Annotated in this window: 27 protein-coding genes; 9 read left to right on the forward strand and 18 right to left on the reverse strand. The window is 36.7% G+C overall.

Annotated elements, in window-relative coordinates; genetic code table 11:
- Positions 1-127: 127 nt before the first annotated feature.
- The 6 genes from ACFFHT_RS09325 (at position 128) to apaH (ending at position 5,862) form a co-directional block, all read left to right on the forward strand.
- Positions 128-1,447, forward strand: coding sequence for an NCS2 family permease (locus ACFFHT_RS09325; protein ID WP_382375580.1), 1,320 nt, complete (start codon positions 128-130; stop codon positions 1,445-1,447).
- Positions 1,448-1,589: 142 nt separating this feature from the next.
- Positions 1,590-2,129: a bifunctional pyr operon transcriptional regulator/uracil phosphoribosyltransferase PyrR gene (gene pyrR / locus ACFFHT_RS09330; RefSeq protein ID WP_382375582.1), complete on the forward strand. Its 540-nt coding sequence runs from the start codon at positions 1,590-1,592 to the stop codon at positions 2,127-2,129.
- Positions 2,130-2,195: 66 nt separating this feature from the next.
- Entirely contained in the window at positions 2,196-3,137 is a 942-nt protein-coding gene (locus ACFFHT_RS09335) for a peptidylprolyl isomerase (protein ID WP_382375584.1), read from the forward strand.
- A gap of 93 nt (positions 3,138-3,230) precedes the next feature.
- A complete protein-coding gene (rsmA, locus tag ACFFHT_RS09340) occupies positions 3,231-4,076 on the forward strand; it encodes a 16S rRNA (adenine(1518)-N(6)/adenine(1519)-N(6))-dimethyltransferase RsmA (RefSeq protein WP_382375586.1) in 846 nt (281 codons plus the stop codon).
- A 1-nt stretch (position 4,077) separates the two neighbouring features.
- Positions 4,078-5,025: a calcium/sodium antiporter gene (locus ACFFHT_RS09345; RefSeq protein ID WP_382375588.1), complete on the forward strand. Its 948-nt coding sequence runs from the start codon at positions 4,078-4,080 to the stop codon at positions 5,023-5,025.
- A 9-nt stretch (positions 5,026-5,034) separates the two neighbouring features.
- On the forward strand, positions 5,035-5,862 hold the full coding sequence (gene apaH / locus ACFFHT_RS09350; RefSeq protein ID WP_382375590.1) for a bis(5'-nucleosyl)-tetraphosphatase (symmetrical) ApaH: 828 nt from the start codon (positions 5,035-5,037) through the stop codon (positions 5,860-5,862).
- Positions 5,863-5,954: 92 nt separating this feature from the next.
- Here the strand turns inward: apaH and hbs are convergent, their stop codons facing one another.
- The 12 genes from hbs to ACFFHT_RS09410 form a co-directional block, all read right to left on the reverse strand.
- Entirely contained in the window at positions 5,955-6,227 is a 273-nt protein-coding gene (gene hbs, locus ACFFHT_RS09355) for a non-specific DNA-binding protein Hbs (protein ID WP_382375592.1), read from the reverse strand.
- Positions 6,228-6,432: 205 nt separating this feature from the next.
- The gene (locus ACFFHT_RS09360) at positions 6,433-7,023 is read right to left on the reverse strand and encodes a YjaG family protein (RefSeq protein WP_382375594.1); all 591 of its coding nucleotides are present in this window, start codon (positions 7,021-7,023) and stop codon (positions 6,433-6,435) included.
- 9 nt (positions 7,024-7,032) lie between these two features.
- A complete protein-coding gene (hemE, locus tag ACFFHT_RS09365) occupies positions 7,033-8,100 on the reverse strand; it encodes a uroporphyrinogen decarboxylase (protein WP_382375596.1) in 1,068 nt (355 codons plus the stop codon).
- 6 nt (positions 8,101-8,106) lie between these two features.
- Positions 8,107-8,883, reverse strand: coding sequence for an NAD(+) diphosphatase (gene nudC, locus ACFFHT_RS09370; protein ID WP_382375661.1), 777 nt, complete (start codon positions 8,881-8,883; stop codon positions 8,107-8,109).
- A gap of 101 nt (positions 8,884-8,984) precedes the next feature.
- Entirely contained in the window at positions 8,985-9,557 is a 573-nt protein-coding gene (locus ACFFHT_RS09375) for an aminotransferase class IV family protein (protein WP_382375598.1), read from the reverse strand.
- 3 nt (positions 9,558-9,560) lie between these two features.
- On the reverse strand, positions 9,561-10,496 hold the full coding sequence (locus ACFFHT_RS09380; protein ID WP_382375600.1) for an aminodeoxychorismate synthase component I: 936 nt from the start codon (positions 10,494-10,496) through the stop codon (positions 9,561-9,563).
- 5 nt (positions 10,497-10,501) lie between these two features.
- Positions 10,502-10,972: a YchJ family protein gene (locus tag ACFFHT_RS09385; protein ID WP_382375602.1), complete on the reverse strand. Its 471-nt coding sequence runs from the start codon at positions 10,970-10,972 to the stop codon at positions 10,502-10,504.
- A gap of 128 nt (positions 10,973-11,100) precedes the next feature.
- Positions 11,101-11,550 carry a 50S ribosomal protein L9 gene (gene rplI / locus ACFFHT_RS09390; RefSeq protein ID WP_382375604.1) on the reverse strand — a complete coding sequence of 150 codons (450 nt, stop codon included), beginning with the start codon at positions 11,548-11,550 and terminating at the stop codon, positions 11,101-11,103.
- A gap of 21 nt (positions 11,551-11,571) precedes the next feature.
- A complete protein-coding gene (gene rpsR, locus ACFFHT_RS09395) occupies positions 11,572-11,799 on the reverse strand; it encodes a 30S ribosomal protein S18 (RefSeq protein WP_005759927.1) in 228 nt (75 codons plus the stop codon).
- 12 nt (positions 11,800-11,811) lie between these two features.
- Complete coding sequence (gene priB / locus ACFFHT_RS09400; protein WP_382375606.1) at positions 11,812-12,138, reverse strand: primosomal replication protein N; 327 nt, start codon at positions 12,136-12,138, stop codon at positions 11,812-11,814.
- Positions 12,125-12,502: a 30S ribosomal protein S6 gene (rpsF, locus tag ACFFHT_RS09405; RefSeq protein ID WP_065234351.1), complete on the reverse strand. Its 378-nt coding sequence runs from the start codon at positions 12,500-12,502 to the stop codon at positions 12,125-12,127. Before rpsF ends, priB begins: the two co-directional genes overlap by 14 nt.
- Before the next feature lie 133 nt (positions 12,503-12,635).
- Positions 12,636-13,682, reverse strand: a complete 1,047-nt coding sequence (locus ACFFHT_RS09410; protein WP_382375608.1) for a glycosyltransferase family 9 protein — start codon at positions 13,680-13,682, stop codon at positions 12,636-12,638.
- Positions 13,683-13,761: 79 nt separating this feature from the next.
- Between ACFFHT_RS09410 and ACFFHT_RS09415 the strand changes: the two genes are divergently transcribed.
- Positions 13,762-14,469, forward strand: coding sequence for a 3-deoxy-D-manno-octulosonic acid kinase (locus tag ACFFHT_RS09415; protein WP_382375610.1), 708 nt, complete (start codon positions 13,762-13,764; stop codon positions 14,467-14,469).
- Here ACFFHT_RS09415 and coaD read toward each other — a convergent pair.
- The 4 genes from coaD to efp form a co-directional block, all read right to left on the reverse strand.
- Positions 14,457-14,930 carry a pantetheine-phosphate adenylyltransferase gene (gene coaD, locus ACFFHT_RS09420; protein ID WP_382375612.1) on the reverse strand — a complete coding sequence of 158 codons (474 nt, stop codon included), beginning with the start codon at positions 14,928-14,930 and terminating at the stop codon, positions 14,457-14,459. The genes ACFFHT_RS09415 and coaD overlap by 13 nt on opposite strands.
- 1 nt (position 14,931) lies before the next feature.
- Positions 14,932-16,209 carry a lipid IV(A) 3-deoxy-D-manno-octulosonic acid transferase gene (gene waaA / locus ACFFHT_RS09425; RefSeq protein ID WP_382375614.1) on the reverse strand — a complete coding sequence of 426 codons (1,278 nt, stop codon included), beginning with the start codon at positions 16,207-16,209 and terminating at the stop codon, positions 14,932-14,934.
- Complete coding sequence (locus ACFFHT_RS09430; RefSeq protein WP_382375616.1) at positions 16,209-17,783, reverse strand: glycosyltransferase family 2 protein; 1,575 nt, start codon at positions 17,781-17,783, stop codon at positions 16,209-16,211. The genes waaA and ACFFHT_RS09430 overlap by 1 nt, the downstream gene beginning before the upstream one ends.
- Positions 17,784-17,877: 94 nt before the next feature.
- Positions 17,878-18,447: an elongation factor P gene (efp, locus tag ACFFHT_RS09435; RefSeq protein ID WP_382375617.1), complete on the reverse strand. Its 570-nt coding sequence runs from the start codon at positions 18,445-18,447 to the stop codon at positions 17,878-17,880.
- 64 nt (positions 18,448-18,511) lie between these two features.
- On the opposite strand from efp, the gene epmB reads away from it, so the two are divergent.
- Both epmB and ACFFHT_RS09445 read left to right on the forward strand, forming a co-directional pair.
- The gene (gene epmB, locus ACFFHT_RS09440; protein ID WP_382375619.1) at positions 18,512-19,522 is read left to right on the forward strand and encodes an EF-P beta-lysylation protein EpmB; all 1,011 of its coding nucleotides are present in this window, start codon (positions 18,512-18,514) and stop codon (positions 19,520-19,522) included.
- A 196-nt stretch (positions 19,523-19,718) separates the two neighbouring features.
- The gene (locus ACFFHT_RS09445; protein ID WP_382375620.1) at positions 19,719-20,942 is read left to right on the forward strand and encodes a LysM-like peptidoglycan-binding domain-containing protein; all 1,224 of its coding nucleotides are present in this window, start codon (positions 19,719-19,721) and stop codon (positions 20,940-20,942) included.
- Positions 20,943-20,993: 51 nt separating this feature from the next.
- Here the strand turns inward: ACFFHT_RS09445 and arsC are convergent, their stop codons facing one another.
- Together arsC and raiA are read right to left on the reverse strand one after the other, a co-directional pair.
- Positions 20,994-21,407 carry an arsenate reductase (glutaredoxin) gene (gene arsC / locus ACFFHT_RS09450; RefSeq protein WP_382375622.1) on the reverse strand — a complete coding sequence of 138 codons (414 nt, stop codon included), beginning with the start codon at positions 21,405-21,407 and terminating at the stop codon, positions 20,994-20,996.
- Between the two features lie 83 nt (positions 21,408-21,490).
- Positions 21,491-21,811: a ribosome-associated translation inhibitor RaiA gene (gene raiA, locus ACFFHT_RS09455; protein WP_382375624.1), complete on the reverse strand. Its 321-nt coding sequence runs from the start codon at positions 21,809-21,811 to the stop codon at positions 21,491-21,493.
- Between the last annotated feature and the right edge of the window lie 208 nt (positions 21,812-22,019).

Raw genomic sequence — 22,019 nt, forward strand, 5'->3', positions numbered from 1 at the left:
TTTAGCCTTAAAATTTATTTTTCAATATCCAAGCAAACGATTGCATTTTTCGATAGTAGATTTTTTTTATCTCAGGTAAAATTCACCTCTCTTTTTTATAAGTGTCATTTTTTATAAAGGTAATTCAATGGCTAATATGCTTGAACAACGTTTTGAACTCTCCGCCCGTAAAAGTTCTTTACGTCAAGAAGTAATTGCGGGACTCACTACTTTCTTAGCAATGGTTTATTCTGTGATTGTGGTGCCAGGAATGTTAAGTAATGCGGGCTTCTCTGCAGAATCCGTATTTATTGCAACCTGTCTAGTGACTGGTCTAGGCTCAATCTTAATTGGTTTCTGGGCTAATGCACCAATGGCAATTGGGGTAGCAATTTCACTGACTGCATTTACTGCATTTAGTTTAGTACTTGGACAAAAAGTGAGTATTCCAGTTGCATTAGGTGCTGTTTTCCTAATGGGGATCTTATTTAGTATTATTTCAGCCACGGGAATCCGTGCCTGGATTTTACGTAATCTACCAGCCAGTATTGCTCATGGTGCAGGGATCGGAATTGGCTTATTCCTCTTATTAATTGCCGCTAATGGTGTTGGCTTAGTTGTTGGAAATAATGCTGGATTACCTGTAAAACTCGGCGAGTTTACTTCATTCCCCGTAATGATGTCATTATTAGGTTTAGCGGCAATTATTGGCTTAGAACGTTTAAAAGTAAAAGGCGGTATTTTATTAGTGATCATTGCGATTACTTTAATTGGCTTAATTTTCGATCCAAACGTTAAATTTGCGGGCCAAATTTTTAAACTTCCATCATTTGGCGAAACATCACATTTCTTACAATTAGATATTGCTGGAGCATTACAACCAATGGTACTACCAGCAGTATTTGCCTTAGTAATGACCGCAGTATTTGATGCAACAGGGACAATTCGTGCTGTTGCTGGACAAGCAAATCTATTAGATAAAGACGGGCAAATTATCAATGGCGGTAAAGCATTGACCTCTGATTCTGTAAGTAGCATTTTCTCTGGATTATTTGGAACTGCACCCGCTGCCGTCTATATTGAATCTGCTGCGGGTACTGCCGCTGGCGGTAAAACAGGTATTACAGCGATTATCGTTGGGCTATTATTCTTATTAATGTTATTTTTCCAACCATTAGCCGCATTAGTACCAGGTTATGCGACTGCACCAGCGTTAATGTATGTTGGTTTATTAATGCTCAGTAATGTTGCTAAATTAGATTTTGATGATTTTGTTGGTGCAATGAGTGGTTTAATTTGTGCCGTATTTATCGTGCTAACAGCCAATATTGTCACTGGTATTATGCTTGGTTTTGCAGCATTAGTAATCGGTCGTGTGATTGCTGGTGAATGGAAAAAATTAAATATTGGTACCGTTGTTATTGCCATGGCGTTGGTCATCTTCTACGCTGGTCATTGGGCAATCTAACTTCCCTAATCATAACGTGTATGAATAAAATTATTCATACACGTTTATTTTATCACCAGAAATACGTTTTCAATGTGCGTTAATTCTGTTTTTATGCTATTTTGATCAGCAGTTTTTTATCTTTAAAAAGGTCTTATCATTTATGGAAAAAGTGATTATCGATGAGAGTCAGTTTTTTCGTACAATTTCACGTATTTCTCATGAAATTATTGAGAAACATCATTCACTTGACGATGTCATCATTGTGGGTATAAAAAGGCGTGGCGCAGAGATTGCCGAATTGTTACGACAAAAAATTGCCCAACTTACCAATATCACCTTGCCTTATATGGAATTAGATATTACGTTTTATCGTGATGATCTTGAATACGCCGATTCTACCGAACTTCCTGTCTATCATGGTGCATCAGGGCATATTAATATTCAAAATAAAAATGTGATTTTAGTTGATGATGTTTTATTTACAGGAAGAACGATTCGTGCTGCACTAGATGCACTAATTGATTTTGGACGAGCGACTCGAATTGAACTCGTTATTTTTGTTGATCGTGGGCATCGTGAATTACCTATTCGTGCAGACTATGTAGGTAAAAATATCCCCACTTCTCGACAAGAACAAATTCAGGTTAAAACAATGAAATTTGATGGTTGTTATCAAGTGGATTTATTAAAGGCAGATTGAAACCTTTTACATTTTTAATACTCTAACCAAACCGTGATGTTAAATAGCAAAATAGGACAACATTGTATGAAAAATAAATGGATCAAATTCCTTCTTTTAGCGAGTTGTTTATCTGTGGCTGCAACAAGTTATGCCGTAGAAAAAGTTGTTGCAACTGTTAATGGAACACCAATTCTCAATAGTCAAGTGACTCAAGCATTAGGTAAAAAAGCGAATACACCAGCAAATAGAGCGGCAGCACTTGACGGTATTATTGATGATATGTTAGTTCAAAAAGCAATTGCTGATGCCAAAATCTCTGTTTCTCAACAACAGATTCAACAAATCATGCACCAAATTGCGGATCAAAATGGATTAACCTATGGTCAATTCTTAGATGCTTTAGACTATCAAGGTATTGGCGAAGCAAAATTTCGTCAACAAATTGCTCATCAAATCATTATGGGACAAGTACGCAATAAAACGATTAGTGAAAGTATTTCTGTATCACGTGAGCAAGTAGAACAATTAGCAAAACAGATGTATAACGATGCTAAACAAAAAGGTACACTTAAAACTGTCACTGCTCCAGAATATCTCATCAATCATATCTTGATTAAAACCAACCCATTGTTAAATGATACGCAAGCCAAACAACAATTAAGCTCACTACGTGCCGATATCTTAGCAGGAAAAACTTCTTTTGCTGATGCTGCGAAGACGTATTCAAAAGATTATCTTTCTGGTGCTAATGGTGGTAGTTTAGGTTGGAACTTTCCTGAAACTTATGAGCCAGAGTTCCAAGCGATGATTAAAAATACGAAAAAAGGAACTATCTCACAACCTTTTAAAACAAAATATGGCTGGCATATTTTACAAGTTGTTGATACTCGTCAAGGTGATAGAACCAAAGACAGTTATATGCAAAAAGCCTATCAACAAGTAGTAAATCAACAAGCAATGGAAGCCTCTAAAGATTGGGTGAAAACTTTACGCCGTTCTGCTGATATTAAGATTTTGCAAAAATAATCCTTGTAGCATAAACTGCATCACTTACCGACCGCACACACTCTGTGCGGTCATTTTTTCCCATAATAAAAAAGTAATTGTAGATAAAAGATTATGAACTCAAAAACACATCTTGGACATACTGCTCGTAAACGTTTTGGACAAAACTTTTTACATGATGATCATATTATTCAAAGTATTGTTGCTGCTATTAATCCACAAAAAGAAGATTTTCTCATTGAAATTGGCCCAGGATTAGGCGCACTGACGGAACCTGTTGCTGAACAAATTGATCATTTGACCGTCATCGAATTAGATAGAGATCTCGCTGAAAGATTACGTCATCACCCTTTCTTACATCAAAAACTTACTGTCATTGAACAAGACGTAATGCGCTTTGATTTTCAACAGCTTGCAGAGAATAGCAAACAACCTTTGCGTATTTTTGGTAATTTACCTTATAACATCTCAACACCATTAATGTTCCATTTATTCCAATACCATAATGTGATTCAAGATATGCACTTTATGTTACAAAAAGAAGTCGTCAATCGTTTATGTGCTGGAGTGAATAGTAAAGCATATGGCAAATTAACCATTATGGCACAATACTTTTGCCAAGTTATTCCCGTATTAGAAGTCCCGCCAACAGCATTTAAACCTGCGCCAAAAGTGGATTCTGCGGTCGTACGCCTTGTACCACATAAAACATTGCCTCACCCTGTAAAAGATCTTTATTGGCTAAACCGGGTATGTACTCAAGCCTTTAACCAACGCCGTAAAACATTACGTAATTCATTAATGGATCTCTTTTCTGCTGAACAATTAACCGCATTAAATATCAACTTAACCGATCGTGCAGAAAATCTTAGCATCGCCGATTATGCACGTTTAGCAAATTGGTTAGCAGATAATCCCCCACAAATAAAAAGCGATATTACCGATGAGGTGAATGACTAAAATGGAATATCTCACATTACTGCTTGGTATTGTTTTTATTCTTTGGGGAGCAGATCGTTTTACTGATGGTGCGATTGCCCTAGCTAGACGTTTTCAAATCAATGAACTCGTTATCGGTTTAACGATTGTTGCCTTTGGAACTTCATTACCTGAATTTATTACCAGTTTTTGGGGTGCATTAAAAGGTAATTCTGGTGTATCAGTTGGTAATATTGTAGGGAGTAATCTATTTAACACGCTTGTTATTGTTGGTGCTAGTGCATTAGCTACCCCTATTTTAATTAAATCAAGTTCAGTGAAAAAAGAAATTCCCTTTTCTCTCATTGCGGCACTCGCTTTTATCATCTTATGCTTTGATAAATTTCTAAATGCTCAAGACAATGACATTATCTCACGGGCAGATGGTTTAATTTTACTACTCTTTTTTGCCATCTTTCTTAGCTATACTTTCTCTACAGCTAAGCAACAAGATATGGAACAAGAAGAAATTTCCGTCATTCTGCCAATGACAAAAGTAATTTTTTATCTTGTTATTGGGCTTGCTATTTTAATCTGGGGTGGCGATCTCTTTGTTTCAGGTGCTATCCAAATCGCCCATAATTTTGGGATTAGTGAAGCAGTGATTGGGTTAACTATTGTTGCTGCTGGAACTTCATTACCAGAATTAGCTACTTCGGTTTTTTCTGCAAAAAAAGGAAGTTCCGATCTTGCAATTGGTAATGTTGTAGGAAGTAATATTTTTAATATCTTTTTTGTAATGGGGGCTTGTTCAGCAATGTTCCCTTTATCTGTGGGTGAAATTTCCTATCTTGATTTTGCAATGTTAATCATCAGTACTTTATTACTTTGGTGGTTTGCTGCAACAGGACGGAAAATTACTCGCTTAGAAGGCGGGATTTTACTTGCAACCTATTTAATCTATTTAGCATATTTATTAAGTACACTGTAAGGAGAAATTGTGGCTACTTATATTGTTGGTGACCTACAAGGCTGCTTCGATGAATTACAACTATTATTACAGCAAGTTAACTTTAATCCTAATCAAGATAAACTCTATTTAGTGGGTGATCTGGTTGCTCGTGGTGATAAATCGCTCGAATGCTTACGATTTGTGAAGTCACTTGGTTCTGCGGCTCAAACTGTTTTAGGTAACCACGATCTCCATTTACTTGCAACCGCTTATGGCATTAAAAAAGTTAAAGCAAAAGATCATGTGGATGCTATCTTCTCAGCACCTGATTTTACTGATCTTATAACTTGGTTACGTCAACAACCTTTATTAATCGATCGTGTCGTGGAACAAGGTTTTGTCATTACTCATGCTGGAATCAGTCCCGAATGGGATCTCGCCACTGCAAAACAATGTGCTAATGAAGTAGAACAAGTTTTACAGTATGGCGATTATCAAACTCTACTCACTGAAATGTATGCCGATTACCCCGATCATTGGCATCCTACACTCACTGGCATTGAGCGATTACGATACAGTATTAATGTATTCACTAGAATGCGCTATTGTTTCAATGATAAACGATTAGAATTTGCTTGTAAGTTTCCTCCACAAACTGCACCAAATGAATTAAAACCTTGGTTTGAGTTAGAAAACCCACTCTACCAACAAATTAATATTCTATTTGGGCATTGGGCAAGTCTGGTCGATTATCCAACGCCAAAAAATATTTATGCCTTAGATACAGGTTGTGTGTGGGGTAATAGAATGACGATGTTACGCTGGGAAGATAAACAATATTTCACACAACAAGCAGTGAAACCCTATATCAAATAAAAGATTTCAGTTTCAAAAACTGACATACTATTTCTATTCTCCAAAAACTAAAAAAGCCGCAGATAGCGGCTTTTATCAAACTAAATTTTAAATTATTTAACAGCGTCTTTTAATGCTTTACCTGAAACAAAAGCTGGAACTTTAGTCGCAGGGATTTTAATTTCTTTACCAGTTTGTGGATTACGTCCAGTGCGTTCTTGGCGTTGATTAACTTTGAATGTACCGAAACCGATTAATTGTACTGGATCACCTGCTTTAAGGCTTGCTGTAATTGCTTCTAAAGTTGCTTCTAATGCTTCTTTAGATGCTTTTTTACTTAAGTTAGTACGTTGTGCAATTACGTCAACTAATTCAGTCTTGTTCATAAATAATTACCCTCTATAAATTTACTATGGTTACAAATTGAATAGATTATCTCTGTTTCAATCTCTTTCATCGAAAGCCGAGATAGCTTTAATTGGTGAATATCCCCTATTCCACCCCAGCTCAAGCCTTATTATGAGCCAACAGATTAATCTAACTTGCGTCAGATTAAAAGCTCTTTGTTATCAAAATTAGAAAAAAGTCACATTAATTGGTTATTTCAACTCCGATATTACTCATTTTTGTGGCACGGATCTCATTTTTTAAATCATTAATTACTGAAATATCTCGATTTTCTAACTCATTTAAGGTGCGATAGATCGCCCATTGTATATCTAATTCGGTCGTAATTAATTCGTTCTCTTTGAGCTCTTTTTCACTTAACTCTCGAGTTTCTTCTGTTTCCAATAATGCGACAACTGTCTGTAATGATAATATGCTAACTTTTACCGCCTGTTCTAAGGCTTCTCCTGCAATAATGGTATGCAATAAATCAGATAAAGCCTCACATGCATCTACTGCTGGCACAATACCAAAAAAATCATAGTCATTTATATCTGGAATGATCTCTTCAAACTTCTCTAATTGATGCTCAAAGTTAATTTTGGCATCCTTCACTGTTAAATATTCCCAAACGAGATTTAGGATATTGTGATACATTTTGGCATGTTGTGGTTGCTCAGTAATCTGACAAAACATGACAAAATTTGGATACATACGCTCACATAAACACGCCATAAAGACCAGTTGTTGCCAGCTTTCTAAATTAGCTAAGCGCTTTTGAATTGGGTTTCGCATTCTCTTTCCTTATGCTTTTTTATAGGCTTTAGAATAATGGTGAATCGCATCAACAAAGATTTTTGGACTCTCGACTGGCACATCTTGATGAATACCATGCCCTAAATTAAAGACGTGTCCATAGCCTTCCCCATATCCCGCTAAAATTGTTTTTACTTCTTGCTCAATACGTTCTGCTGACGCATATAACACGCTTGGATCCATATTTCCTTGTAACGCAACACGATCACCAACACGTCTTTTTGCTTCCGCAATATCAATCGTCCAATCTAAACCGATTGCATCACAACCTGTTGCTGCAATCGCTTCCAGCCATAAGCCACCACCTTTGGTAAACAAAGTAACAGGCACTTTGCGTCCCTCAGACTCACGAATTAATCCAGCGACAATCTTTTCCATATAACGTAACGAAAACTCTTGATACTCCTGATGTCCTAATACACCACCCCAAGTATCGAACACCATTACGGCTTGTGCACCTGCTTTAATTTGTGCATTTAAATATAAAATGACACTGTCGGCTAATTTATCCAGTAACTGGTGTAATAGCTGTGGTTCAACATAAAGCATTTTCTTAATTTTGCTGAATGACTTACTAGAACCACCCTCAACCATATAAGTCGCTAATGTCCAAGGGCTTCCTGAAAAACCAATTAATGGTACTGAACCTTGTAATTCACGACGAATTGTTCTTACTGCATTCATCACATAGCCTAATTCATCTTCAGGATCAGGAATTGGTAATTTGGCTACCTCTGCTTGACTGGTAATGGGTTTCGCAAATTTTGGTCCTTCTCCTGCACCAAAACTTAACCCAAGTCCCATTGCATCGGGAATAGTCAGAATATCAGAGAATAAAATCGCCGCATCTAATGCATAACGGCGTAATGGTTGCAAAGTTACTTCACAAGCTAATTCCGCATTACGGCATAATGACATAAAATCACCAGCTTGAGCTCGTGTCGCTTTATACTCTGGCAGGTAACGTCCTGCTTGTCGCATCATCCATACAGGTGTCATATCCACAGGCTGACGTAATAATGCACGTAAATAACGATCATTTTTTAATTCAGTCATAAATTTTTAATCCTCTGCACAGAGTGCTAATGTTGTTTTAATTAATTTGCGTGCGATTGTTCCTTCTGGCGGTAACATTGGCAAGGTTTCATCGTAACGAAACCATTTCGCATCATGGATCTCACTATCTTGTAAACGAATCTCACCACTTTCATAATCCGCCAAAAAACCCACCATCAATGAATTTGGAAACGCCCAAGGCTGACTACCAAAGTAACGAATATTTTTTACTTTAAGTCCAACCTCCTCAAAGATTTCACGTTGTACGGTTTGTTCTAGACTTTCACCTGCTTCAACGAACCCTGCCAATGTTGTGTATATACCTCCAATATGGCGTTGATGATTGGCCAACAAAATTTCTTTTCCTCGTCTTACTGCCACAATAATTGAAGGACAAATGACTGGATAATGACGATAACCACATTTAGGGCATTCCACAGCAAATTCATCAGTAGGTAAATAATTTCGTTCACCACATTTGCTGCAAAAACGGTGAGTAGTAAAAAAATAATTTAATGCAACGCCTCGATTTAAAAGATTAAACTCTTCTTCATCACGATACAGTTGTGTGCGTAATGAGACGTACTCACGTTGTTGATCATTGGGTATTTCTGCCACTAACCATAATGGCTGTTGATGAAATTCTCCAATCACACATCCTTGTAATCCTGCAACGCCATTTTCAACTGCATTACCATAAGGTAATTCATTCTTTCGTAAATAGAGTGCTGAACCTTGAGTTAATAACCAATAACCTTGATCTTGTGATTGAATAGTCTGCATCATTTTTTATACCTCTTTTAATTATCAACGTGCGACTGCATAACAATGGATTTTTTCCGCTCGCTATTATAGCGGAAATTCCGTGAATACTTCTGTGTTTTTCATACCTTATCTAAAGGATTTAACGCATTTATCAATCTGATTTCCTCAAAGAGATCTAATTCCGTTAATAAGATAGTGCGTAATTGGATTTTTTCTTGTTCTAGTAAACGTTGCCGTTGCGTTCCTGCTAATAAAGGTTGTGCTGGTGTAAACCATTCTCCTTGCCGTAAAAAAACAAGATTACCAATACTACAATCCGTAATTTGTCCTTGCCGTACAATTAAAATTTCATCAGCGCCTTGCCGCTGTTGGTATAACTGATTTAACGGTTCACGATGACAGTATTTAAATTGATAGTCGATCTGATCGGCAATCACTGGTTGGAAAGAACGAAATTGACGTCGTTGATAGGGAAAAAACTGCATTTGAAAATCAGTCTGGTTATAGTCAATGCGGCAGCGTACTAATCCTTGTTGAAATTCAGTTGGCACTTGAATAATTGTTGCAAAATCAAAGTGTTGATAATTCATTTGATAGCAGTGTTGTACCGTTCTCTGGTAGCGTGCTTGATGATAGCTTAAATTCTGTATTTCTCCATTTTGAATGGCAACCGTTTCAAAGCAAAAAAACATTCTCTATCCTCGTTGCGTTGGAATATATACTTTAGCTAGCAACTCTTGGTATTCACTCTCCACATCACTATGGCGAGTGATGCCACCACCACTACGAAACTGTAAACCCTGTCCCGTGTTCTCAATATAACGGATACATACCGCACTTTCTAAACATTCACCATCAAAATAGCCAAATACTCCCGTATAAAAGCCTCTTGGCTGCTGTTCTGCACGCTGAATAATCTCTACCGTTTTCGCTTTTGGAGCCCCACTAATTGAACCTGCAGGTAGCATTTTTTTGATAATCGCTAACGGATCATCTCGCCAATTTAAAGGCAAATCACCAGCAATTTCCGAACTTGTTTGCCAAATTGCCCCTCGTTCAGTCTGAATTAATTCTGCATAACGAAAACGCAAGACTTCAATATTGCTCGCCACCATCGCTAAATCATTTCGCATTAAATCAACGATGGTATTATGCTCCCATAATTCTTTTTGCGAAGATAATAACTGTGCTTTTGCATCTGGCAATGTTGCATCGATCGTCCCTTTCATTGGATAAGTATAAATTTTATTCCCTTGTGTCCGCACAAAACATTCTGGTGAAAAACAGACAAATTTATCCTGATACAGTAATTTATACGAGGCATTGCTCTGCATAAAAATATCAATCAAACGGTAGTTCGTTTTAATCTTTGTAGGGTAAGTTAAATTTAATAAATAGCTATTACCACGTTGAATTTCTTGCTGGACTAAGGAAAAACCCTGTTTATAGTTCGAAAAATTCATTGGCGAAACGTCTAATTGCAACGCTTTATCTGGTACAGAAAAAGTTGATGGTACGTTATTTTTACCGAAAATATCAAAATAAAGCCCTTGTTCGGCAGCCTTATCCAATGGCACAACAATAGGCTGCTGTTGTTCAAAATCAATCAGAAAGAAAAAAGGTGTCGTCATAAATTTTAGTGTAAAAGTAAAAATGGTGCACAGCACTGTTTAAATTTCTTACCTGAATGACATAAACAAGGCTGTTTCATTGTTAATTTGCAAGGTACTGTTGGATCAAGAAAATACCATTGTTCAGCAATTTTCACAAAAGCAGAAAGTTCATGGTGGGCTTGTATATGTTCACCTTCTTGGTAATAGGCTTTAAATTCGACTAATGCGTGGCTTTTATCTGCTTCAGGAATAACTTTAATAATTTCCAAACCACACCATTGCGTATTCAATGACCACTGACGTAACGCCTTTTTATTTAATAATGCCTGCTGAGCAGGGACTGTTGTATCCACAATATAATCAATCTCAGTGAGTACAAAGGCAGCATAACGTGAACGCATTAATTGCTCAGCAGTTTGTGCAAATTTATGCTGTTGATGTAATGGTTGACAACAATCTGTATAGGCTAAACCTGATTGGCAAGGGCATTGCATAATGTTTTATCCTGTAAAAATAAAATCATTATAATCAAAAAATAGTGATCAAATGAGATAGGTAATAAAAAATAAAACCCCAGCCAAAATGGCTAGGGTTTTAATGTTTCTAGAACAATTAAAAATAATTATTCTGCAACAATAACTACGTTTAATGAAGCAAACACTTCACCGTGGAATTGGAAACGTACTTCGTGTTCACCAAGAGTGCGTAATGCACCATTAGGAAGACGAACTTCACTCTTCGCAACTTCAACGCCTTTAGCTGTAATTGCATCAGCGATGTCACGGGTACCGATAGAACCGAATAAACGTCCTTCATCACCTGCTTTAGAAGCGATAGTTACTGAACCTAATGCTTCAAGTTTTTCAGCACGGTCAACTGCAGCAGCTAATGCTTTCGCTGCTTTTTCTTCTAATTCAGCACGACGAGATTCAAAATACTCGATGTTTGCTTTAGTTGCCATAACTGCTTTCCCTTGTGGGATTAAGAAGTTACGTGCATAACCAGATTTTACATTTACTTGATCACCAACATTACCTAGGTGAACAATTTTATCTAAAAGAATGACTTGCATTACCGTATCCTCTCTTGTTGATTACTGATGATTGTCAGTGTACGGTAACAACGCTAAATAACGTGCACGTTTGATTGCACGAGCTAATTGGCGTTGGTACTTCGCACGAGTACCGGTAATACGGCTAGGGACAATTTTGCCGCTCTCTGTAATGTAGTTCTTTAATGTAGCAATATCTTTATAATCGATTTCAACTACATTTTCCGCTGTGAAGCGGCAGAACTTACGACGACGGAAATAACGTGCCATGTGGCTATTCTCCTAATCTATAAATTCGATTTGCTCGGCATGTAATACTAATTGGTCTATACCTTGATTAGTTTTATGCGAATGGATAAATCCTGATACACAAATTTTACTGCCGACCGTAATGCCTTGAGTTTTACTTGTTAATTGATGACCACTAAGTTGAATAGGGATTTTGCACCATGCTTGCCGAGTTAATCCAGCTTCTTGCTGTTGTGAACGATGTTCTAACCAAAATTGGCAATGCGCTATTCCACTTGGGCTTTGATGTCGTTTTGGCTGCGAAACAACGGTTCCAATCAGCGAAAAACGATTATCAATCTTCAAATTACTCTTCAGCATCCTCAAAATCGTTGTTATCAACATCAGCTAAAGCTTTACGATCATCTTTTGCTTTAACCATTGGGGACGCTTCTGTTACGGCGTGCTTAGTACGAATAATTACGTTACGAAGAATTGCATCGTTGTAACGGAAAGTTGTTTCAAGCTCGTCGATGACTTCTTGCGGTGCTTCTACATTCATTAACACATAGTGTGCTTTATGTAGTTTGTTAATTGGGTAAGCCAATTGACGGCGGCCCCAATCTTCTAAGCGATGAATTTGACCACCAGCTTCTTTTACAGAACCTGTGTAGCGTTCAATCATGCCAGGTACTTGTTCACTTTGATCTGGGTGAACCATAAACACGATTTCGTAGTGACGCATTACTGCTCCTTACGGGTTAATCAGCCTCCGACTATAGACCAGTCGCCAATCTGCGGAAGCAAGGAACGAAAAAACGGAACGACTGTGAGGTCGCAAATTGTACTCAAATCTACTTAAAAAGCAAGTTAAAAAACTACTTTATCGCCAAAAGCTGGAACATTTTTGCGGCGACTTGTTCTACGGTAATCTGCGCCATTAAATCTTTACCATAAACTTTTGTACCCCACGGTAAAGCCTGCCAATTTTTCCCATATTGTTGTTGTGCATTCTGTGCATAAACCGAGATGACATTATCGACATCATAATAAGGACCTGTACGTTGTGGATTATGACAAGCATACAAACCTAACACCCGTGTTCGCTGCATCGTTGCCATATGTGCTGGTCCTGAATCTGGAGTAATTACAAGATCAGCTTCGCCTAATAAAGCGACTAACTGTTGCAATGAGGTTTTCCCTGCCAAATTCAATATAGGTAATGGACAGCCTTGACATATCTGTTCTGCCACAGACATTTCATAAGCATTAGGCGATCCAGTAATAATGACTTGGATATTTTTTTCTGCCGCTAACCGTGCGATTTCAATATAACGATCTAATAGCCAATCTTTCTCTTTTTTGCTCGAACAAGGTGAGATAACAACGGTTTTTCGTGTAGGATCAATAAATTTCTGTACATATTGACGATCCTCATCACTAATTGGAAAGTGCCAATAAGGCGATTGTATCGGCACACCAATATATTCCGCAAAACTCAAAAAACCATCTAATACATGATAGCCTTGTGCAATCCCAACTTTACGATTAGTAAATAGCCATTGCCCTTCTTTAGCTCGTTCCTTATTAAAACCAATTTTATATTTTGCCTTAATACCTAATGACAAAATAGAAGCGCGAATGGCAACTTGCATATCCAGTAAGGCATCAAATTGATATGTGCGTAATTGTTTCCATAACGCAAGCACACCTCTCCAACCTTGTTTTTTATCAAATACGATAAATTCAATATTAGGAATATTTTTAAAGAGTTGTGCTTCAACTTTACCAATAATCCAAACAATCTTTGTTGTCGGATAATAGGCTTGAATTTGCTGTACAGCTGCCAAAGCATTACATACATCTCCAATCGCAGAGAGACGCAAAATACATAATGATTTTGGCGGTTGAGAAAATAGACTCATGGAATTCACTCTCAATATGCTAAAATTGCCAACTATTTTAATCAAAAACCATTTTCTACGCAGTAACACGAGGACAAAAATGCGTAAAATCCACTATTTATTTCACTCTGCACTCAAGGATACCGATTTAACCAGTTATTTTGATCCTGAATTTTGGCAACAACAGCACAAAATTTTAGGCTCAGCAAAAGGGCGAGGTACAACGTGGTTTATCAATACGCAAGCAGAAGTGGAATGTAATAGTGCCTTACGCCATTATTATCGAGGTGGATTGTTTGGTAAATTGATTAAAGATCATTTTTTCTATTTAGGTTTATCTCGTAGTCGAAGCATTAAAGAATTTAAGTTATTACAACAACTTAAACAAAGAGGTTTACCTGTCCCTACGCCTATCGCCGCACGAATTACCCGCACTTTCTGTTGCTATCGTGCCGATATTTTGATTGAGTTAATTGAAAATGGACAAGATCTCGTTGCGGTACTACAACAGCGTGCTTTACCTGATTCATTATGGCGACAAATTGGACAACTGATTAAACAGCTGCACGATCAACAAGTCTTCCATAGTGATCTCAATGCCCACAATATTTTGCTACAAACAGAAGCTCAACAGCCAAAATTATGGCTACTTGATTTTGATAAATGTGATTTTCGTGCAGGAGATGAATGGAAAGCCGCTAATTTACAGCGGCTATATCGTTCATTTCAGAAAGAAATTCAACGCTACCAAATTCATTTTAGCGAACAGAATTGGCAAGCGTTACTACAAGGTTATCAAATCGCTTGAGTAATTTTAGCAAATACACTTTCTGGTACTAATTTTTGAATATCCCCACCGTGCAATAGAATTTCTCGCACCATTGTTGAGGAAACATACGACCATTTTTCTGATGGTGGGAAAAATAGGCTTTCCACGCCATTGGTTAATAAACGATTTAAATGTGCCAGTTGTAATTCATAGTCAAAATCACTAGATGTTCTAGCTCCACGAATAATCCCGTGAATTTTACGTTCTAAAATTAAATTCGCTAACAAGCCATCAAAAGCAAGAATTTCAACATTATCCAGATCAGCGGTAGCAGCTTGCACCATTTCCAAACGTTGTTGTAATGAGAACATTGGCTTTTTACTTGGACTCGCTGCAACCGCTACAATTAATTTAGGGAACAGCTTGGCAGCACGACAAATAATATCAAGATGTCCGTTAGTAATAGGATCAAATGTTCCTGGATAAATCATTGTAATCATTCTATTTTTTCTCACTTAAATAAGGTGTTAATAAAGTTAATGTACGCCGTAATGCACCACGATTCTGTTGTAAGAAAGCAAATCCTTGCTCACCATATTGGCTTGCTTTTACTGAATCTGCCAATAAAGTGGTAATGGTTGCAGTTAAATCATCAACTGCACTTTCCACAACCAGTACCGCCGATAAAGAAACTAACGTGCTATAAATCTGTTTGAAATTAAAAGTATATTTCCCAGTCACGACAGGTATTTTAAATAATAGTGGTTCTAATGGATTATGCCCACCACGTTCAATTAAACTTCCGCCAACAAATGCAATATCTGCCAACGCATACAATTTTAATAACTCCCCCATCGTATCACCAAATAACACTTGTGTTGTTGGCTCAATATACTGACATTCACTACGTTTTTGGTAATGCAGTGAATTTATTTGTAGTAAATTTTCAACTTCATTAAAACGAGCAGAATGACGAGGGACTAAAATTAATAATAAATCAGGATAAGCTGCTAACAAACGTTGATGAGCCGCTAAAATCAATGTTTCTTCACCTGCGTGTGTACTACCTGCAATCCAAACAGGACGTTCACCAATCAGTTGTTTTTTTGCTGCCCGATAATCTTCAATTTCCTGATCAGAGAGTGCCAGATCAAATTTTAAATTTCCTGTACACAGTACTTTATCTTTTGGCACACCTAAGCCTTGATAGCGTTCTGCACTTAATTGATCTTGTGCGGCAACAGTAGTTAAACCTTGCCAAACCTCGGTTAATCCAGCAGAAAAATATTGATAATGTTTAGCGGATTTCGCTGATAGACGTGCATTAATTAATAACGTTGGAATATTTTGTAAGCGTAATTGATGTAATAAATTAAACCATAATTCTGTTTCGACAATAATAAAGGCTCTCGGTTGTAATTGTGTGATAAAACGACGCATTAGAAAGGGCAAATCAAAAGGCAGATAACAATGCTGCACTTGTTTACCAAATAATGTGCGTACTTGATCCGAACCACCTGGCGTAAAAGTAGTAATGGTAAGTGGAGTCGCTGGATATTGCGCTAAGAGTTGGCGAATTAAGGGCACAACTAGTAAGACTTCACCAACAGAAGCCGCATGAATAACGATACTATTTGGTCGTAATACATCTCTCCAACAAGCAAAACGCTCCCGCCAGCGCTGGCGATAACCAATCTCTTTTCGACTTTTCCAGCCGAATAGAACTAACACAATAGGCAATAATAAGTATAAAAGTAGTGTATAGAGTAGGCGTAGCATTATGATTTCTCTGTTAAAAAGCGATCCACACCATTTTTACAGTAAATTATTTTGTCATTAATTGCTTGTGCTAGCAGCTGATCATTCTGTGGTAAAGCATCTCTTGCTTCTTCTTTATGCCATAAATGATAAGCAATCGCTGCAAAACGAATATCTCGACGTTTCATTCCTGCATTAAAAAAACGAGCAACAAACTCACTATCTTCCCTGCCCCAACCAACAAAATCATTATTAAAACCATTTACTTTTAAAGCATCTTCACGGAAAAATGCCATATTGCACCCCCGTACACCTTTATAATAGTTTGTTTTTGCTTTATGTAATATTTGGTTTATCCAATAGAGATGGCACGCTGATAAACGCTTCTCTAATCGAGTTTCAATACCAGGTTGGTACCATTTTATCATTGGATAATGGCTTGGTTGGCGTAAAATCTCATCTGTTTTTGCTGCTGGTAAAGAAACCCGACTACCTTGAACAAACACGTTACGCTTTGCATAACGGATATGATCTTGAACAAATAAAGGGTGTAGCACCATATCACCATCAATCACAATAATATAATCACCTTTGGCTGTTGCTAATGCTCGATTTCTTGATTCCGCTAATTTAAACCCTTCATCTGGCTGCCAACAATGAATTAGTGGAATTGGATATAATGCTTGATAACGTTCAATCACTTTTTTTGTTTCTTCTGTTGAACCATCATCAGCAACTAATACTTCTGTTGGTAATTGATGTTGCTGTAATACTGAATTTAATACTGCCTCTAACGCATCTGGACGGTTATATGTCGTAATAATCAGTGATGTTGTAATACGCTGATTGTACTCCATTAACTTGATATATTTATAATACGCGCCCATTGCATTTGCACAGGAAATTACAAATCCATCTTGCCCATCTAAAAAACCTTTTTTCAAAAAATAATGCTTAATAAATGATGAAACACCATGTGAGATGGCAGAAAACACAGAAGATTTTTTTCTACCTACTTGTTGTTCAGCAAACAATGTCGTGTACTGCTGCATTTTTTGAATTAAATCTGCTGCACCAGCAAAAGAATAATGTAAAAAAGGCTGTTTTAATTGAACAAGAGCAACATCTGTTGGAATGTCTAATGCTTCATGTACTAATTTTTGATTGAAACGTACATAATGACGATGATAAAGGCGTGGTACATAATTAGGATACCAGCCACACGTTTTAATCGCTTTACCACGATAATGATTTAAACGAGATAACGCATAAACTATCTTAACTTGGTTTAAATCCAACGTACGAAGTTCTTCCACTAAAGCATTTGGCAAGACTTCATCACTATCAATATTCAAAATCCAATCATTCTTCGCATATTCTGCTGCAAGATTTTTTAATGGACCAAAACCAATAAAAGGCGAGTGTTTAATCACGACATTATTAAATTTTTGTGCAAGCTCAAGCGTATTATCAGTTGAACCATTATCTAATAGCACGATTTCATCAAATTGTGTTAATGCACTTAATACTTGTTCTAAATATTTCGCTGAATTTTTAACTAGCATCGTAACGCTAATTGGCAATTTTGCACTCATTTCATTATCCTTTTACTGATTAAGCTCCATAAACAAAAATCCTCTTGACCTACTAGGTTTCAGAGGATTTTTCATCTACAAGATTAAGTTTAAATTAATCCTTCACACGTGAAACATATTCACCTGAGCGTGTATCCACACGAATCACTTCACCGATTTGTACGAATAATGGAACACGCACTACTGCGCCAGTACTTAATGTTGCTGGTTTTCCACCAGTACCTGCTGTATCCCCTTTCAAACCTGGGTCAGTATCAACAACTTCTAACTCAACAAAGTTTGGTGGAGTTACACTGATTGGCGAACCGTTCCATAAAGTAACGATACAATCAGCTTGATCTAATAACCATTTATCATTATCGCCAACCGCTTTTGCATCGGCTGCAAGTTGTTCAAAGGTTTCATTGTTCATGAAGTGCCAGAACTCTTCATCTTTATATAAGAATGTTAAGTTAGTATCCACAACATCTGCTGCTTCTACTGTTGTACCTGATTTAAAGTTCACATCTAATACTTTGCCAGAAATTAATTTGCGAATACGAGTACGGGTAAATGCTTGACCTTTACCTGGTTTCACAAATTCATTTTCAACAATTACACAAGGCTCACCGTCTTGCATAAATTTAAGACCTGGTTTGAAATCACTGGTAGAATAACTTGCCATAATATCCTCATTAATGAAAAAATAGCGTCCTTTATTGTAAATAAAAAGGCTCTCGTTTTTAAAAGTGCTTATGATAACTCAAAACCACCTGATTAGAGAAGTATCAAGTTGGACAGATTATCTTACAACAGCCATTTCTGATCCAATTGAACTGATTAATTATCTAGAATTACCGATTGAAAATTACCAACAAGATTTTTCTGCACGCCGCTTATTTGCTATGCGTGTACCTTTACCATTTGTAGCAAAAATGCAAAAAGGCGATCCCAATGATCCCCTTTTTTTACAAGTAATGACCTCGCAAGCGGAGTTCTTATCTGCTGTTGGTTTTGTGAAAGATCCTTTACAAGAACAAGATAATCCCGTGCCAAACTTACTACATAAATATCATAATCGGGTGTTATTAATGGTTAAAGGTGGTTGTGCGGTGAATTGTCGTTACTGTTTCCGCCGCCACTTCCCTTATGCGGATAATCCAGGTAATAAAGCTAACTGGACAAAAGCCATCAACTATATTGCACAACATCCTGAAATTGAAGAAGTCATTTTTTCAGGTGGCGACCCTTTAATGGCAAAGGATCACGAAATTGCTTGGTTAATTGAACAATTAGAACAAATTGATCATCTTAAAACGTTGCGGATTCATACTCGTTTACCCGTTGTTATTCCACAACGCATTACTGATGAATTACAACAACTTTTTACAAAATCTAAACTGAATAAAGTAATGGTGTTACACATTAATCATGCTAATGAAATTGATGAGCTACTTGCCACTTATCTCTCCAAACTCAAACAAGCTGGAGTAATGCTATTAAATCAATCGGTATTATTAAAAGGGATTAATGATAATGCTCAAACTTTAAAAGCATTAAATGATAAGCTCTTTTCAGTCGGCGTATTACCTTATTATTTACATCTATTAGATAAAGTAGAAGGCGCAAGCCATTTTTGGCTCGATGATCAGCAAACATTAGCAATTTATCGTGAATTAATTGCGATATCTTCTGGTTATCTTGTACCTAAGTTAGCACGAGAGATTGCTGGTGAAAAAAGCAAAACTTGGTACAGCTAAAAATATTCTGATAGAAATAAAGATTAAACTTAGTAATACGTGTTTTTTTCCTTTAAAATAACACTCCTTGATTTAGGAAAAACATAACATCTTCTAGATGTTATCTACAGGAATTTTGATGCGAAGTAAACTTTGAATCTTACTTTGCTAAAATAACAATACTATTTGCCATATTGTTAACAATTTGAGGTATATCGTGAGTAATATAGACAAGGAACAGCAACCTGAACAACAAGACAACAATAAACAAAACGAATTGAATTTAGATTTCGATGAGTTTGAACCAATCACCCCAAAAAGAGCTACTAAACCACAAGAATCAACATCATCATTGTTTGATAAAGTTAAAGGTTTATTTGCTAAGAAAGCACTTAAACAAGAAGAAGCTACACCATCATTTGAAGCTACAAATGAAAATGATCAATATACTGAATTTGATGTTGAGCCTGTAACTGCGAATAAAGCAAATACTATTAAAAGTTTACCGACTCGTTATCGTCGTTTAGCTATTACATTAGCTGTTTTAATCATTATTATCTGCCTATTCATTTGGTTAAAACCAAATAGTCAACCAGTAGATAATCTACAATCTCAAGATAACAATTTACCGATTGAATTCCAACCAATTGATCCTAATGCTGCTGCAGAAGCTAATACTCCGCCACAACCAAATATGGATAATGCAACTGCCACTAACGATGCAACTGCAAACCCAAATGATGCAGCAACAACAGCAAATGCTCTCACACAAGATGCTAATGTAACTGCACAACAGGCTCCAGCAGTAGATAACACTCCAATTACTACGGATGCACCTACTACTGCAAATGCAGCTGAAGATAGTTCTAGTGTACCAGCCGCTGCTGCTCCAACTGCACCTGCAGCAACGCCTGCTGAGAAAACGGCTCAACCTGCTTTAACACAAGAACAAATTAATAAGATTGAGAAGAAAGCATATGAAGCAGAACAAGCTCGTTTAATCGCCCAAGCTAAAGCAAGAGCAGAACAACGTGCACGTGAAGAATTTAAAGCAAAACAACAACAAGAAAGCCGTAAGGCACAAGCATTACTCAATGGTAAAGATGTACCAGTCGTTGAAGCCAAGCCAGTGCCTAGAACAACAACTAAAGCTACAACATCAACCTCTGCCGCAACATCATCCACCAGTGGTACAACAAAATATTTAACTGTCCCTGCGGGTACTTCATTGATGCAAGTTTTCCGTGACAACAAACTAAATATTGCCGATGTTAATGCAATGACTAAAGCCAATGGTGCAGGAAATGCATTAAGTAGTTTTAAACCAGGCGATAAAGTTGCTGTTAAAGTAAATAATGCAGGACGTGTATCTGAACTTCAATTACCAAGCGGTGCAAAATTTATCCGCCAAGATAATGGTTCATATATTTATAAAAAATGATCTTACAAAAAACCTATTGCCAGATGGCAATAGGTTTTTTCCCTCTACACCTTAAACTGAATTAGCTCGAATAACTTCTCCATCTTCTTTAATAAAATCTTCCGTTAATTTTTTAGGTAAGATAGTTAAGACTTCTTCAGATGGGCGACATAATTTTACTCCCATAGAAGAAATAACAATTGGACGATTAATCAAGATTGGAAACTCAATCATTTTTTGAATTAAAAAATCTTCTGTTAAATCAAGATTATCTAAATCTAACTCCACATATGGTGTAACATTTTTTCTCAATAATTGTCTAGCACTGATATGCATCCGTTGTAATAAATAACGTAACTCTTCTACGGAAGGTGGTGTATCTAAATAATAAATAACTTTTACAGGAAAGCCCAAATGTTGAATCAAAGCAAGTACATTACGTGAAGTACCACAGTTTGGATTATGATAAATCGTGATAGTTTCCATAATAGTTTCTAATCAATCTTATAAATAGCAACCATATAAAAAAGGTCTAGCATTCGCTAGACCTCTCATTTCAAATATTAAAATTAATTAAATGAATCTTTTAAACGTTCACTAGCTCGTCTTGCTTCACCTTTATGTTGTAATTTATTAAGTTGACGCTCTAATTTCTCTTGTACATCGTTAATTGCACAATACATATCCTCATGTTCTGCTTTGGCAACAAGATCTCCGAATGGAGTTCCGATCATTGCTTCCACCCCAAATCCTTTTGGCAGTTTTTGTAAGATAAAATGAGGATTAATTAATTGGGTTTGCCATTTGCCTAATTTTGCTAAACGTTCCTCAATATGAGTACGGATTGCAGGGGTAATTTCCATTTGTTTACTTGTAATATTTAGGGTCATAACATTTACCTCTCATTGTATGAAAGCTGTTTCCAGCCAAGAAAAAAAATCCTGTTCTTGTTTAAGAACATAATGCGAGAACATTCTCTTTTCAAGCCTTTTTATGTTTATTTTTCAGAATAGTGAAGTAAATCAAACTTAGCGAATAAATTATTTGCTCAAGAAACTTTCGCTTTTTTCGTCCTATTTTATTTTTATGTTAGAATCT

The sequence above is a fragment of the Gallibacterium melopsittaci genome (assembly GCF_042433085.1).
Classification (GTDB): Bacteria; Pseudomonadota; Gammaproteobacteria; order Enterobacterales; family Pasteurellaceae; genus Gallibacterium; species Gallibacterium melopsittaci.

What these genes read in the sequence shown, in the direction of transcription:
- ACFFHT_RS09345 (WP_382375588.1), top strand. Translation starts at nt 4,078, where the DNA reads ATGGAATATCTCACATTACTGCTTGGTATTGTTTTTATTCTTTGGGGA.
- ACFFHT_RS09325 (WP_382375580.1), top strand. Translation starts at nt 128, where the DNA reads ATGGCTAATATGCTTGAACAACGTTTTGAACTCTCCGCCCGTAAAAGT.
- coaD (WP_382375612.1), bottom strand. Translation starts at nt 14,930, where the DNA reads ATGATTACAATGATTTATCCAGGAACATTTGATCCTATTACTAACGGA.
- ACFFHT_RS09380 (WP_382375600.1), bottom strand. Translation starts at nt 10,496, where the DNA reads ATGACGACACCTTTTTTCTTTCTGATTGATTTTGAACAACAGCAGCCT.
- ACFFHT_RS09430 (WP_382375616.1), bottom strand. Translation starts at nt 17,783, where the DNA reads ATGAGTGCAAAATTGCCAATTAGCGTTACGATGCTAGTTAAAAATTCA.
- ACFFHT_RS09335 (WP_382375584.1), top strand. Translation starts at nt 2,196, where the DNA reads ATGAAAAATAAATGGATCAAATTCCTTCTTTTAGCGAGTTGTTTATCT.
- efp (WP_382375617.1), bottom strand. Translation starts at nt 18,447, where the DNA reads ATGGCAAGTTATTCTACCAGTGATTTCAAACCAGGTCTTAAATTTATG.
- rplI (WP_382375604.1), bottom strand. Translation starts at nt 11,550, where the DNA reads ATGCAAGTCATTCTTTTAGATAAAATTGTTCACCTAGGTAATGTTGGT.
- ACFFHT_RS09385 (WP_382375602.1), bottom strand. Translation starts at nt 10,972, where the DNA reads ATGCAATGCCCTTGCCAATCAGGTTTAGCCTATACAGATTGTTGTCAA.
- rpsF (WP_065234351.1), bottom strand. Translation starts at nt 12,502, where the DNA reads ATGCGTCACTACGAAATCGTGTTTATGGTTCACCCAGATCAAAGTGAA.
- ACFFHT_RS09410 (WP_382375608.1), bottom strand. Translation starts at nt 13,682, where the DNA reads ATGAGTCTATTTTCTCAACCGCCAAAATCATTATGTATTTTGCGTCTC.
- raiA (WP_382375624.1), bottom strand. Translation starts at nt 21,811, where the DNA reads ATGACCCTAAATATTACAAGTAAACAAATGGAAATTACCCCTGCAATC.
- priB (WP_382375606.1), bottom strand. Translation starts at nt 12,138, where the DNA reads ATGCTGAAGAGTAATTTGAAGATTGATAATCGTTTTTCGCTGATTGGA.
- hemE (WP_382375596.1), bottom strand. Translation starts at nt 8,100, where the DNA reads ATGACTGAATTAAAAAATGATCGTTATTTACGTGCATTATTACGTCAG.
- ACFFHT_RS09415 (WP_382375610.1), top strand. Translation starts at nt 13,762, where the DNA reads ATGCGTAAAATCCACTATTTATTTCACTCTGCACTCAAGGATACCGAT.
- ACFFHT_RS09360 (WP_382375594.1), bottom strand. Translation starts at nt 7,023, where the DNA reads ATGCGAAACCCAATTCAAAAGCGCTTAGCTAATTTAGAAAGCTGGCAA.
- nudC (WP_382375661.1), bottom strand. Translation starts at nt 8,883, where the DNA reads ATGCAGACTATTCAATCACAAGATCAAGGTTATTGGTTATTAACTCAA.
- pyrR (WP_382375582.1), top strand. Translation starts at nt 1,590, where the DNA reads ATGGAAAAAGTGATTATCGATGAGAGTCAGTTTTTTCGTACAATTTCA.
- rpsR (WP_005759927.1), bottom strand. Translation starts at nt 11,799, where the DNA reads ATGGCACGTTATTTCCGTCGTCGTAAGTTCTGCCGCTTCACAGCGGAA.
- hbs (WP_382375592.1), bottom strand. Translation starts at nt 6,227, where the DNA reads ATGAACAAGACTGAATTAGTTGACGTAATTGCACAACGTACTAACTTA.
- waaA (WP_382375614.1), bottom strand. Translation starts at nt 16,209, where the DNA reads ATGCTACGCCTACTCTATACACTACTTTTATACTTATTATTGCCTATT.
- rsmA (WP_382375586.1), top strand. Translation starts at nt 3,231, where the DNA reads ATGAACTCAAAAACACATCTTGGACATACTGCTCGTAAACGTTTTGGA.
- arsC (WP_382375622.1), bottom strand. Translation starts at nt 21,407, where the DNA reads ATGGAAACTATCACGATTTATCATAATCCAAACTGTGGTACTTCACGT.
- ACFFHT_RS09375 (WP_382375598.1), bottom strand. Translation starts at nt 9,557, where the DNA reads ATGTTTTTTTGCTTTGAAACGGTTGCCATTCAAAATGGAGAAATACAG.